Source organism: Corynebacterium sp. NML120713, assembly GCF_001875735.1.
In the GTDB taxonomy this organism is placed as follows: Bacteria; Actinomycetota; Actinomycetes; order Mycobacteriales; family Mycobacteriaceae; genus Corynebacterium; species Corynebacterium pseudogenitalium.
In genome coordinates, this window is sequence record NZ_MLCR01000010.1 from 22,040 (window position 1) to 35,140 (window position 13,101).

At 66.1% G+C, this 13,101-nt stretch carries 8 protein-coding genes; 5 read left to right on the forward strand and 3 right to left on the reverse strand.

Translation table 11 applies throughout. The features are described from left to right. Positions 1-12 precede the first annotated feature (12 nt). Genes BJP06_RS04715 through BJP06_RS04735 form a run of 5 tightly spaced genes read left to right on the forward strand, consistent with a single transcriptional unit; the run spans position 13 to position 9,544 of the window. Positions 13-480 (forward strand): DUF732 domain-containing protein, encoded by a 468-nt coding sequence (locus tag BJP06_RS04715; RefSeq protein WP_071573002.1) that lies wholly within the window; start codon positions 13-15, stop codon positions 478-480. 9 nt (positions 481-489) lie between these two features. After that, the gene (locus tag BJP06_RS04720) at positions 490-1,419 is read left to right on the forward strand and encodes a cutinase family protein (RefSeq protein WP_071573003.1); all 930 of its coding nucleotides are present in this window, start codon (positions 490-492) and stop codon (positions 1,417-1,419) included. Positions 1,420-1,459: 40 nt separating this feature from the next. Beyond that, complete coding sequence (locus BJP06_RS04725) at positions 1,460-3,253, forward strand: FadD32-like long-chain-fatty-acid--AMP ligase (protein ID WP_071573004.1); 1,794 nt, start codon at positions 1,460-1,462, stop codon at positions 3,251-3,253. A gap of 38 nt (positions 3,254-3,291) precedes the next feature. After that, on the forward strand, positions 3,292-8,010 hold the full coding sequence (gene pks13, locus BJP06_RS04730) for a polyketide synthase Pks13 (RefSeq protein WP_071573005.1): 4,719 nt from the start codon (positions 3,292-3,294) through the stop codon (positions 8,008-8,010). Beyond that, complete coding sequence (locus tag BJP06_RS04735) at positions 8,000-9,544, forward strand: acyl-CoA carboxylase subunit beta (RefSeq protein ID WP_071573006.1); 1,545 nt, start codon at positions 8,000-8,002, stop codon at positions 9,542-9,544. Before pks13 ends, BJP06_RS04735 begins: the two co-directional genes overlap by 11 nt. A 131-nt stretch (positions 9,545-9,675) precedes the next feature. Here the strand turns inward: BJP06_RS04735 and BJP06_RS04740 are convergent, their stop codons facing one another. The 3 genes from BJP06_RS04740 to BJP06_RS04750 all read right to left on the reverse strand — a co-directional run bounded on the left by BJP06_RS04740 (position 9,676) and on the right by BJP06_RS04750 (position 13,053). Continuing rightward, positions 9,676-10,020, reverse strand: coding sequence for a DUF3054 domain-containing protein (locus BJP06_RS04740; protein ID WP_071565725.1), 345 nt, complete (start codon positions 10,018-10,020; stop codon positions 9,676-9,678). Positions 10,021-10,440: 420 nt separating this feature from the next. Next, positions 10,441-12,675, reverse strand: coding sequence for a copper-translocating P-type ATPase (locus BJP06_RS04745; RefSeq protein ID WP_071573007.1), 2,235 nt, complete (start codon positions 12,673-12,675; stop codon positions 10,441-10,443). Positions 12,676-12,726: 51 nt separating this feature from the next. Then, on the reverse strand, positions 12,727-13,053 hold the full coding sequence (locus BJP06_RS04750; RefSeq protein WP_071573008.1) for a heavy-metal-associated domain-containing protein: 327 nt from the start codon (positions 13,051-13,053) through the stop codon (positions 12,727-12,729). Positions 13,054-13,101 lie beyond the last annotated feature (48 nt).

Genomic DNA, 13,101 nt, shown 5'->3' on the forward strand with positions numbered 1-13,101 from the left:
TAGGGAGCGGCGATGAAGCGACTGCTGACGAGCGCAAGCCTCTGCCTCGCGTTGGGCCTGGCGGCCTGCGGCGGCACGACGGTGAACAGCGATGACGTGACGGCGACGCAGGCCCCGCCGACGGCAAGCTCGTCGGCGTCGGGCACTACGAAGGCGACGCCATCGGGGAGCGCGGCGCCGGCGTCGAAACATGCGGGCCCGGCGGATCAGCCGGCGCGCGAGGTGACCTCGATTCCGGAGCAGGCGCCGACGTTTAGCCCGAAGGAGCAGGCGTTCCTTGACCAGCTGCAGCAAAGCGGCGTGAACGTGAAGGGCGTCGAGGATCAGCTGACGGCGACGGGCGCGACGGTGTGCAATGGTGACTCCGTGACGCGCGATGCGGTCGCGGGGCAGTTGGTTGAACAGCGCCGCACCGATCTGGATGCGAATAGTGTGGCGGCGCTGATTGGTGAAACCGCGCAGTCCAAGCTGTGCAAGTAAGGGAGTAGTATGCGCAGAGCAGGCGTTGTAGCTGCGGTTATTGTAGTGTTGGCGGCGATTGGGTTGGGGGTCTTCCAGTGGTTGAAGAGCCAGGACGGGCCGCGTGTTGTTGAGCCCGGTGAGCCGGGTACTTCGACGGAGGCTCGTCAGGAGCCGGATTGGTGCCCGTCGGTGGAGTTTGTCTCGATTCCGGGCACGTGGGAGTCATCAATTGACGACGACCCCTTCGCCCCGCAGGCGAACCCGAACAGCTTCATGCTGTCGATTACGAAGCCGCTGCAGGAGCGCTACCCGATTGATCAGGTGCGCGTGTTCACGGTGCCGTACACGGCGCAGTTCCGGAACATTCAGACGCCACAGGGCCGCAACGAGATGAGCTACGACGAGTCTCGCGCTGAGGGTACGGCGCGTGCGAACGGCGAGATCGCGTTTGTGGCGGAGCAGTGCTCGAAGACGAAGTTCATTGTGGCTGGTTTCTCCCAGGGCGCGGTGATTGCGGGCGATATTACGAACCAGATTGGCGCGGGTACGCACGCGTTGCCGCCGGAGCGCCTGCTGGGTTCGCTGATGATTGCGGACGGGCGCCGCGAGAATGGCGTCGGCGTGAACCCGGGCGTCGAGCTGGCCGGTGTTGGCGCTGAGATTGCGCTGCGCCCGCTGCAGATGGTGGTGAGCGCGGCGACGCCGGGCGCGACGATGACCGGTGCGCGGCCGGGTGGCTTCGGTCAGGTGGCTGATCGCGCGTACGAGATTTGTGCGCCGAATGATTCCATCTGTGACGCGCCGCAGAATATCGGAAATGCCGTGGACCGCGCGGCTGCATTGTTGCTGGCCAATGGCAATCACGCGATGTATGCCTCGAACCCGGATGTGATTCCGGGTACCACTACGCCGCAATGGGCTGTAGATTGGTCGATGTCCGTAATTGATTCTTACTAGAAACTAACTACTTTCTAGGACCTGACAACAAGGAGTGCCCATGGATCTCCAAGCACTGATTCAGCGGTTTATCGACGAAACCGGCCAGATCAAACTCCCGCCGAACTTCACCATCCCGACCCTGACCGAGATGCTCTACGGGGCGGCGGCGCAAGCCGGTGCGACAGACACTGTCAACATCCGCTCGTGGGACTACTCCGCGGACCCTGACGGGGCGCCGCGCACATTCACGCGCGCGGAGGTGAACACACGCATCAAGTCGGTGGCAGCTCGCCTGCAGCAGATCGGTGCGCCGGGGGACCGCGTGGCCATCCTGGCCGGCAACTGCCCCGAGTACATCTTCGGCTTCATGGGTGCCATGTACGCCGGGCAGATCCCGGTGCCGCTCTACGACCCGACCGAGCCAGGCCACGAAGGCCACCTGCGCGCCGTCCTCGCCGACGCCGAGGCCAACGTAGTGCTCACCAACAAGCAGGGCGCGCCAGCCGTACGTGCCTTCTTCGCGGAGCTGCCGGGCAGGGAACGCCCACGCATCATCGCGGTCGACGCACTGCCGGACACGCTCGCTGCCAGCTGGGTGGCAGGGCAAGCGGAGGGGGCCGTCGATACGTCGGACCATGTCTCCTTCCTGCAGTACACCTCCGGCTCTACCCGCAACCCGGCCGGGGTGATGCTCACCAACGAGTCCATCGTGTCCAACGTCATCCAGATCTACACGGCCGCAAAGCTGGAACAGCCGATGCGCGTGCCGTGCTGGCTGCCACTGCACCACGACATGGGCATCATCATCTCGATGATGCTGATCATCCTCGGCAGCGAGTTCGAACTATTCACCCCGCGTGACTTCATCCAACAGTCGATGCGCTGGGTGGAACGCCTCGGCCGCTGCGAGAGCGACCCGGAGGACATCCACGTCTTCACCGCGGCGCCCAACTTCGCGCTCGAGCTGTGCGCTCGTGCCGTCGGGCACGCGCCGCAGGACCTGGACCTGTCCGTCCTCGACGCCCTCGTCATCGGTTCTGAGCCGGTGACGAAGCCGAGCGTCGACAGCTTCATTGCGGCCTACGAGGGCTTCAACCTGGACCGCAAAGCGATGCGCCCCTCCTACGGGCTAGCGGAGGCGACCCTGCTGGTGTCCACCCCGCAGACCCCGGACCGCCCCAAGTTCGTCACCCTCGACCGCGACAAGCTCACCGAGGGCCTTGCGATAGAGACAGATGACGGCGTTGTGATGGCCTCCAACGGCCAGCCGGTGTCCTGGATGCACTTCGCCGTCGTCGACCCGCAGACCCACGACGAGGTCGCGCCGGGCACCATCGGCGAACTGTGGGCCCACGGCCCGAACATCGCCCTCGGCTACCAGGACCGCGAGCGCGACACCGCCGACACCTTCGGCAACACCATCGGCGCCACCCGCCAAGAAGGGTTGCCGAAGGACGGCTGGCTGGCAACAGGGGACCTCGGCACGCTTCTCGACGGCCACCTCTACATCACCGGCCGCGTCAAGGACCTCATCGTGGTCGCCGGCCGCAACCACTACCCGCAGGACATCGAGGCCACCGTCATGGAGGCCAGCGAGCACGTGCGCAAGGACTCGGTGGCTGCGTTTGCGGTGCCGGGGGAGGACGTCGAAAAGCTGGTGCTGCTGGTAGAGCGTGCGGACACCGCCACCCCGGATGGCGACGACGACGCCATCGCCGCGATCCGCTCCGCCGTGACCGCGAAGCACGGACTGGCGCCGTCCGACATCCGCTTCTACGCGCCCAATGAGATCGCGCGTTCCTCCTCGGGCAAGATTGCGCGCCAGGTCAACGCGAAGAACTACCAAGGCTGATAACGAAAAGAAAGGCACGACCGATAGGGTTGGATGCTATGAGTGAGAATGCATTGATCCAGTGGCTGCAACAGTGGGTTGCGGAGACGACCGGTGTGGAAAGCGTTGACGCGACCACCCCGTTTGAGTCCTACGGACTTTCGTCCCGTGACGCAGTGGTTCTCTCCGGGGAACTGGAGAAGCTGCTGGGTCGACGCATCGACCCCACCGTGGCCTACCAGTACCCGACGGTCGCTGCCTTGGCTCACGCGCTGACGGCGGACGCCCCGGCGGCGCCGCAGGTCGTTGCCGCTGGCCGCGACGTGGAGGCGAAGGGGCACGACATCGCCATCGTCGGCACGGCCGGGCGGTTCCCGGGCGCGAACAACGTGGACGAATACTGGGAGCTGCTCGTCGCAGGTGAGGTCACCACAGGCCCGCTGCCGGAGGGCCGCTGGTCCGAGTACAACTCGGATCCGTTCCTGCGCACCAAGATGCGCGAGGAGGCCACCGACGGCGGCTACCTCGACGACATCGCCGCCTTCGACAACGAGTTCTTCGGCCTGTCGCCGCTGGAGGCGAAGAACATCGATCCGCAGCAGCGCATCATGCTGGAGGTCGCCTGGGAGGCGCTTGAGGACGCCCACATCCCCGCCGACTCGCTACGCGGGCAGCGCGTGGGCGTGTTCGTCGGTTCCTCGAATAACGACTACGGCATGCTCATGGGTGCAGACCCGGCGCAGGCGCACCCGTACGCGCTGACCGGCGCGTCGAGCGCGGTGATCCCGAACCGGATCTCCTACGCCTTCGACTTCCGCGGGCCGTCCATGAACGTGGACACAGCCTGCTCCTCCTCGTTGGTGTCGGTGCACCACGCGGTGCGCGCGCTTCGCGAGGGCGAAGCCGACGTCGCCCTCGCCGGTGGCGTGAACATCCTGGCCAACCCGTTTGCTTCCCTGATGTTCTCGGAGCTGGGCGTGATTTCGCCCTCCGGGAAGATCCACGCATTCTCCGATGACGCGGATGGCATCGTCCGCTCGGAAGCGGCCGGGTTCATCGTGCTCAAGCGTGTGGAGGACGCCATCGCCGACGGCGACGACATCCTCGCCGTGATCAAGGGCAGCGCCACCAACTCGGACGGCCACTCCAACGGTCTGACCGCCCCGAACCCGGAGGCCCAGGTGGACGTGCTGCAGCAGGCGTACGCCGACGCGGGCGTGGACCCGCGCACCGTCGACCTCGTGGAGGCGCACGGCACCGGCACGATCCTCGGCGACCCGATCGAGGCGACCGCGCTGGGCCAGGTCTGCGGCGCCGGACGCGAAGCCGGCCAACCGCTGCTGCTCGGTTCCGCGAAGTCCAATATCGGGCACTCGGAGTCTGCCGCGGGCGTGGCCGCGCTGATCAAGGTCGTCCAAGCCCTGCAGCATGACACGATCCCGGCCATGGCGAACTTCGCCGGCCCGAACCGCTACGTAGACTTCGACGCTAACAACCTCGAGGTCGTTGAGGACCCACGCGAGTGGCCGCAGTACTCCGGCCGGCGCGTGGCGGGTGTCTCCGGCTTCGGCTTCGGCGGCACGAACGCGCACGTCGTGGTCAAGGAGTTCGACCCCGCCGACTACGAGGCAGCACCGCAGCGCCCCGAGGCGCTCACCGACGTATCGACGGCCGCCCTGCCTGTCAGCGGCCTGCTGACCTCGCGGCGCAAGTCCGCGGCAGCCGAGCTGGCCGACGCCCTGGAGGGTCGCCCGGACGCAGACCTTATTCCTCTTGCGCGTTCGTTGGCGCTGCGTAACCACGGCCGTTCCGCCGCAGTGGTCACCGCCGCCACGACCGAAGAAGCCGTGAAGCGGCTGCGCCAGGTTGCCGAGGGCAAGATCGGCCCCGGCATCGCCGTGGCGGATGCGCCGAACGCACTCGGCCCGGTGTTTGTGTACTCCGGCTTCGGCTCCCAGCACCGCAAGATGGCGAAGCAGCTCATGGCCTCCTCGCCGCTGTTCGCGCAACGGATGCGTGAGCTGGACTCCATTGTCCAGTTCGAGGCCGGCTGGTCCATCATCGAAATCATTGAGGACGACGGGCTGACCTACGACACCGAGACCGGCCAGGTCGCGGTGACCGCCTTCCAGATCGCGCTGACCGACATGCTTGACGCCGCCGGCATCCGCCCGGCGGCCGTGATGGGCATGTCCATGGGCGAGATCGCCGCGGGTTACGCCTCCGGCGGCATCAGCGCGAAGGACGCGATGGTGATCGCGTGCCACCGTGCTCGCCTGATGGGCGAGGGCGAAGCGCTCACCGCCGACACCGACGCTGAGGGCGCCATGGCCGTCGTCGAATTGAGTGCTGATCAATTGGAGGGCACGGGTGTTGAAGCGGCCGTGTTCGCCGGGCCCGGCATGCTCACCGTCGGCGGTCCCGTTGGTGCCGTGAAGGGGCTCGTCGAAAAGCTGGAAGAGGAAGGCAAGTTCGCGCGACTGATGCGCGTGCGCGGCGCCGGGCACACCAGTGCGCTCGACCCGATCCTGGGCGACCTCGCGGCCCAGATCGCCGGCATTGAGGCCCACCCGCTGCGGATCCCGCTGCTGAGCAGCGTCGACGAGCGTGTGGTGTACCAGCCGGGACAGGTTGTGCACACCGACGAATACTTCCTGCGCATGACGCGCCAGCCGGTCTACATCCAGCAGGCCACCGAGACCGCGTTTGCCGAGGGCTACACCACGCTCGTGGAGGTCGCGCCGAACCCGGTGGCGATCATGGGCCTGATGAACACCGCGTTCGCCTCGGGCAAGCCGGACGCGCAGCTGCTGTTCACTTGCAAGCGCAAGGTCGACGAGGTGGAGTCCATTTTGGACCTCGCCGCGAAGCTCTACGTCACCGGCACCGCCGTCGATTTCACCGCGTTCTACGGCCGCGGCCCGCGTATCGACGCCCCACTAACCCAGTTCAAGCGCTCCGAGTTCTGGACCGACGCGCGCCCCGCCTCCGCGCACACCTCGCTGCTCGGCGCGAAGGTGCGCCTGCCGGAGGGCCAGGTCGCCTACTCGACGGCCGCGGACACGCTGTTTAGCCCGCACCAGATTATCGACGCCGTCGCCGCCGAAGTCCTGCCCGGCTCCCGGGTGGTGGCCTACGAGGACCACGACGTACTGCCTGCAGAGGGTGACGTGACCACGATCGCGGCGACCTCGCTCGGCGGGGTGAGCGTGAAGGTCTTCCACGAGGACACCCTGCTGGCGGAGGGCTTCGCTACCGCACTCAACCTTGGCGGCGCTGTTGAGGAGGACTCAACCGCAGCTGCTCCGGCCCCGGCGGCTGAGGTTGCTGGTGACGCCGCGCCCGTCGCCGACGAGCTCGCGGACGTCGACGCCATCCGCTGGGACCCGAACTCCGGCGAGTCCGTCGCGCAGCGCCTGCGCTCCATCGTGTCCGAGTCCATGGGCTACGACGCCGAGGACCTCCCCGACGAGCTACCGCTCATCGACCTCGGCCTGGACTCGCTGATGGGCATGCGCATCAAGAACCGCGTGGAAAACGACTTCCAGATCCCGCCACTGCCAGTACAAACGCTTCGCGACGCCTCCGTCGCCGACGTCATCCGCATCGTCGAGGACGCGGTCGCCGGGGTGCAGTCGGAGGCCGCTGAGGCTGCTTCTGAGCCGGTCGATGATGCTGATGGGCCCGCCGAGAAGGCGGAGGGCACCCAGGGGGTCGGCGTCGCACCCCGCGACGCCTCCGAGCGCATGGTCTTCGGCGCGTGGGCCAAGTTCACCGGCACCGCTGCGGCAGGCGTGACCTCCGAGCTGCCCGCCATCGACGACGCGCAGGCCGAAGCCATCGCCAACCACCTCAGCGAGCGTTCCGGCATCACCGTGACCGCGGAGCAGGTCAAGGACGCGGAAACGCTCGAGCCGCTCGCCGACATCGTGCGCGAGGGCCTCGAAACCGAGGTCGAAGGCAACATCCGGGTGCTGCAGCAGCCAGAGCACACCACCAAGCCGCCAGTGTTCGTGTTCCACCCGGCCGGTGGGTCCAGTGCGGTGTACCAGCCGTTGGCTCGTCGATTAGCAGACGACGTCGCGGTGTACGGCGTCGAGCGCCTCGAGGGCACCCTCGAAGAGCGCGCCGCGGCCTACGTGGAAGACATCAACCGCATCGCGCCCGAGGGCAAGGTCGTGCTCGCGGGCTGGTCCTTCGGTGGCGCACTCGCCTACGAAGTGGCGCACCAGCTGGGCAACGACCGCATCGCGTACATCGCGCTGCTGGACACCACCCAGCCGTCCGAGCCAGCCCCCGACACCCCGGAGGAGACCAAGGCGCGTTGGGAGCGCTACGCCAAGTTTGCCAAGGACACCTACGGGCTGGACTTCCCGGTGCCCTTCGACCTGCTGGAGACGGCAGGGGAGGACGCGGTGCTCAACATGCTGGCCGAGTTCCTGGCCACCACCGACGCCTCCGAGCACGGTCTCGCCGCCGGTGTGCTGGAGCACCAGCGCGCGTCCTTCGTCGATAACCAGATCCTCAACCGCCTCGACTTCGCCCGCTGGGCAGACGTGCAGGTGCCGGTGCTGCTGTTCCGCGCCGAGCGCATGCACGACGGCGCCATTACCCTGGAGCCGGCCTACGCCCACATTGACGAGGACGGTGGCTGGGGCGCTATCGTGAAGGATTTGACGATCGTCCATCTGCCGGGCGACCATTTGGCAGTAGTTGACGAGCCCGCAGTTGGCATCGTGGGCAAGTACATGAACGAATGGATTGATAATGGCAACTAGCGCAGAAAAGCTCGCTGACCTGCGTGCACGTCTAGAAAAAGCGCAGGACCCCGGTTCAGAGCGCTCGCGGAAGCGCCGCGACGACGCCGGGAACACCACCCCGCGCCAGCGCATCGCCGCGCTGCTCGACGAAGGCTCCTTCGTCGAGATCGGTGCCCTGGCCCGCACACCCGGCGACGAGAAAGCCGTCTACTCCGACGGCGTCGTCACCGGCTACGGACGTGTCGACGGCCGCCCCGTCGCCGTCTACGCCCACGACAAAACCGTCTACGGCGGTTCCGTCGGCGTCACCTTCGGCCGCAAGGTCGTCGAGGTCATGGAGTTCGCGATCAAGATCGGCTGCCCCGTCATCGGCATCCAGGACTCGGGCGGTGCCCGCATCCAAGACGCCGTGACGTCCCTGGCCATGTACTCCGAGATCGCCCGCCGCCAGCTCCCGCTGTCCGGCCGCAGCCCGCAGATCTCTATCATGCTGGGCAAATCCGCCGGCGGCGCCGTCTACGCTCCCGTGACCACCGACTTCGTCGTCGCCGTCGACGGCCAGTCCGAAATGTACGTCACCGGCCCCAACGTCATCCGCGAAGTCACCGGCGAGGACATCACCTCCGCCGAACTCGGCGGCGCCCGCGTCCAGGAACAATCCGGCAACATCCAGGCCGTCGTCAGCTCCGAAGAAGAAGCCTTCGACTACGTCCGCGACCTCCTCGCTCACCTGCCGACGTCCACCTTCGACCCAGCCCCCGTCCAATGGGCCCCCGAGGACGACGACCTCGACGACTCCGCCCTCGACACCTTCATGCCCGACGACACCAACGCCGGCTACGACATGATGGACCTCCTCGTGCAGCTCGGCGACGACGAAGACCTCGTCGAAATCCAAGCCGGCTACGCCGAAAACCTCATTTGCGCCTTCGGGCGCATCGACGGCCGCACCGTCGGATTTGTCGCCAACAACCCCATGTACCAGGCCGGGTGCATCGACGCCGACGCCGCCGACAAAGGCGCGCGCTTCATCCGCACCTGCGACGCATACAACATCCCCCTCGTCTTCGTCGTGGACACGCCCGGCTACCTGCCCGGCGTCGACCAGGAGCGCGAGGGCCTCATCCACCGCGGCGCCAAGCTAGCGTTCGCCGTCGTGGAGGCCACCGTGCCGAAGGTCACCCTCATCGTGCGCAAGGCGTACGGTGGCGCCTACGCCGTCATGGGTTCCAAGAACCTCACCGGCGACATCAACCTCGCCTGGCCGACCGCGCAGATCGCCGTCATGGGCTCCTCCGCCGCGGTCGTGATGATCCAGGGCAAGCAGCTCGCCGCCATCGAGGACCCCGTCCAGCGCGAGGCGATGAAGAAGATGTTCATGGACTTCTACGACGAAACCATGACCTCCCCATACGTCGCCGCCGAGCGCGGGTTCATTGACTCAATGATCGAGCCGTCCCAAACCCGCATCTCGTTACGACGCGCCCTTCGACAACTTGCCACCAAACAAGAGCAAGACCTGCCGAAGAAGCACACCATCAGCCCGCTCTAACACTCAAAGGAGAAGAATTTCATGCTTTCCTCTGCACTCGACATCGTCGGTGACATCATCAACCACCTCGTGTGGATGGTCTACGCCCTCCAAGGCGGCGACTTCCTGGCCAACATGGGTTGGCTGTCGAGCTAACGCCGCTTCAGGATCAGTTTCGCTGCCCCGCGCCACCCCAGCATGAGCAGCGCCGACATGCTGCTCGCCACGATGACGAACGAGTAGTGCGGCAGCTTGTGGCGGTAGAAGCCCCAAATGATCAGGCCCACCACGATCGTGATGAGCCAGATCAGCCACCCCTTGTCCTTGCGGGTGGCTAGCCACGCCAACCCCAGCCCAGTCGCGAACGGCAGGAAGGTTTCCAGCCAGCCGAAGAAGTTCAGCGGCATCTCTTCGGTCTGATGCGCGATGCGCGCGAGCAGCGCGAACGCGGCGATGGCAACGTAGTCAGCAGCAATTGCATACGGTTTTTTGATCATGCCAGACAGTCTAACCCGGCGCCTGGTTGCGCTGGTAGGTCGCTGGTCGGTGCCGCAAAACCCGCTTAGCGAATTTGTGAACAAATTTGCGTTTTCAACCTGCCATCCCCGGTAAATCCGCAAAGTGTAGCAATAGGATTGTAGTAATCCTCCCGATCTCCACGGCCTGCTGGTGATGGGGGACCACATCTGGGCAAACACGATGTCCGTGTCGTCGTGATCGGCGGAGATCTCCCGGTCCGCCTCAGTCGTCGCCGTGGTGGTGGCTGAGGTGGAGGCATCGGTGCTGCCTGACTCGGTGGCCTCACCGCAGGCGGCTAGCGCCAGGGTGGAGGCCACGGCGAGAGCGGAAAGAACAGGGGTGCCCCTCATGGTGGGGTCTTTCAGGGCCATATGGGGGCAGTGGAGAGAAGTGGTGGATCAGTGGACGGCGGTGGATGCCGGAGTAGGCGTGGTGTGTTCCTTCTTCGACTCGGTCGGAGCCAGGTGAGCCGGTTCCAGATCAATACGGCGCAACAGCTGAGCGTTCAGGGCCACCACGATAGTCGAGGCAGACATCAAGATCGCGCCCACGGCCGGGGACAGCACGAACCCGATCGGGGCGAGCACTCCGGCGGCCAGCGGCACGGCGAGGATGTTGTAGCCAGAGGCCCAGATCAGGTTCTGGATCATCTTGCGGTAGCTGGCCTGGGACAGCTCAATCATCGACAGCACTGCCCGCGGGTCGTCACTGGCTAGGACCACCCCGGCAGATTCCATGGCCACATCCGTGCCGGCACCGATGGCGATACCGACGTCTGCGCGAGTCAGAGCGGGGGCGTCATTGACACCGTCACCGACCATGGCCACGCTCAAACCCCGGTCCTGCAGCTGCGTGACCTTGGTGTCTTTGTCCTGGGGCAGGACCTCGGCGAAGACCTCATCAATGCCTAAGTCCTGACCGACCGCGTAGGCCACTTGCTGGGCGTCGCCGGTGATCATCGCGACCTTCACCCCGCGGTCCTGCAGGGCTTTCACGGCGGCGCGGGATTCAGGGCGGATCTTGTCCTCGACGGCCACCGCACCGATGATCTGACCGTCACGGACAATATGGAGCACACCAGCCCCACGCTCGGTCCAGGCGCTGGTAGTGTCGGTGAGCTCGGCCGGGGTGGTGAGGTTGAACTCGCGCAGCATGTTCGGCCCGCCCACGAGGATCTCAGCGCCATCGACAGTGGCCCGGACCCCTCGGCCGGAGGCGGCGCTGAAACCAGTTGCCCGGATTTGCCGACGGGAGGCCTCGGGATGGGCGGCCGCGGCCTCCACGATGGCGCGGGCCACGGGGTGCTCGCTGTCGGCCTCCGCGGCGGCGGCCAGGGCCAGCAGCTCGCCCTCGGTGACGCCGACAGCTGCCGCGACACCGGTGACCGCGTGCGCACCCTCGGTCAGGGTGCCGGTTTTGTCGAAGAGCACCACGTCGATGGTGCGCATCCGCTCGAGCGCCATCCGGTCCTTGATGAGCACCCCGGATTTCGCGGCCCGCTCGCTGGAGATCGCAATGACCAGCGGAATCGCCAGGCCCAAGGCGTGCGGGCAGGCGATGACCAGCACCGTGACCGTGCGTACCACAGCATCGTCCGGGCTGCCGATGATGGTCCACACCACCGCGGTGATCAGAGCGGAGATCAGCGCGAACCAGAACAACAACGCCGCCGCCCGATCCGCCAGGGCCTGGGCCCGAGAGGAGGACTCCTGGGCGTCGGCAACCATGCGCTGGATCCCGGCCAGGGCGGTGTCCCCGCCGGTAGCCTCCACCCGGATGCGGACGGTGTTGTCGGTGGCCACGGTACCGGCGACCACCTTGTCACCGGTGCCGCGGAAGACGGGACGGGATTCGCCGGTGATCATCGCCTCATCGAATTCGGCGGCTCCGTCGATGATGGTTCCGTCGGCCGGCACCCGGGCACCGGCCCTCACCAGCACGACGTCGTCGACGACTAGCTCGGAGATGGCCACGGTGTGGGTGGTCCCGTTGATGACTTTCTCGGCCTCATCCGGTAGCAGGGCAGCCAGCGCGTCAAGCGCGGAGGACGCTGCCCCGAGAGCGCGCATCTCCAGCCAGTGGCCCAGCAGCATGATGGTCACCAGCAGGGCCAGCTCCCACCAGAAGTCCAGGTCAAAACCACCCAGCCCCAGAGTGGTGACCCAGGAGGCGACAAACGCCACGGTGATGGCCATGGCGATCAGGAGCATCATCCCGGGTTGGCGGGATTTCAGTTCTTTCCATCCGCCCTTAAGGAAAGGCGTTCCGCCGTAGACGAAGATGATCGTGCCCAGCACCGGGGGGATCCAGGTGGATCCGGGGAATGCCGGGAGGTGGTAGCCGAGGAGGTGGGCGACCATGGGGCTAAAAATAACGACGGGAATGGACAGAATCAACGACCACCAGAAGCGGTCCCGAAACATTGCGGTGCTGTGTCCGGCGTGTTCGCCGTGACCATGAACGTGGTGGTCTTCGTCCAGGGCGGAGTGCGGGTGATCGTGGGGCATCGCATGGCCGTGGGTGTCGGCATCTGCGTGGTGTTCGTGGCTGGCATGATCCGGGTGGTAGGTGTGGTCTGTTTCCGGAGCAGGGTGATCACCATGGTGATCACCGGAATGGTTGGGAGTGTTCATGACGTTCCTTTCGCTCAACCCGGTCGGGGTCGAGATGATGAGTAAAACTGATCAGGATAAGACGGCGTAGCCGGCCTCCTCGATGGCCCGGCGAACCATCTCCGGAGGTGCGACACCGGTGACCGTGACGGTGGAAACACCACCAGCATCGAGATCGACCTGGACGTCGTCGACCTGGGGGAGGGCCTGAAGGGCCTGGGTCACGCTTTTCGCGCAGTGTCCGCAGGTCAGACCGGTGACCTGGTAGCTAGAGGAGGACCCTCCTGCTGACGAGTCGCTGGCGGCAGGGATGGAGGCAGTGTCGGCACGTGAGGCAGGTCCGCAACAGCTGCAGCCGTGGGAGGCCATCGGCAAGAGGCGGGGTGGGGAGGTGATCATGGGAAAGCTCCTTCTGGTCGGTGGGATTCGGCGATGCTATCTGGGGTA

What these genes read in the sequence shown, in the direction of transcription:
- BJP06_RS04715 (WP_071573002.1), top strand. Translation starts at nt 13, where the DNA reads ATGAAGCGACTGCTGACGAGCGCAAGCCTCTGCCTCGCGTTGGGCCTG.
- BJP06_RS04720 (WP_071573003.1), top strand. Translation starts at nt 490, where the DNA reads ATGCGCAGAGCAGGCGTTGTAGCTGCGGTTATTGTAGTGTTGGCGGCG.
- BJP06_RS04725 (WP_071573004.1), top strand. Translation starts at nt 1,460, where the DNA reads ATGGATCTCCAAGCACTGATTCAGCGGTTTATCGACGAAACCGGCCAG.
- pks13 (WP_071573005.1), top strand. Translation starts at nt 3,292, where the DNA reads ATGAGTGAGAATGCATTGATCCAGTGGCTGCAACAGTGGGTTGCGGAG.
- BJP06_RS04735 (WP_071573006.1), top strand. Translation starts at nt 8,000, where the DNA reads ATGGCAACTAGCGCAGAAAAGCTCGCTGACCTGCGTGCACGTCTAGAA.
- BJP06_RS04740 (WP_071565725.1), bottom strand. Translation starts at nt 10,020, where the DNA reads ATGATCAAAAAACCGTATGCAATTGCTGCTGACTACGTTGCCATCGCC.
- BJP06_RS04745 (WP_071573007.1), bottom strand. Translation starts at nt 12,675, where the DNA reads ATGAACACTCCCAACCATTCCGGTGATCACCATGGTGATCACCCTGCT.
- BJP06_RS04750 (WP_071573008.1), bottom strand. Translation starts at nt 13,053, where the DNA reads ATGATCACCTCCCCACCCCGCCTCTTGCCGATGGCCTCCCACGGCTGC.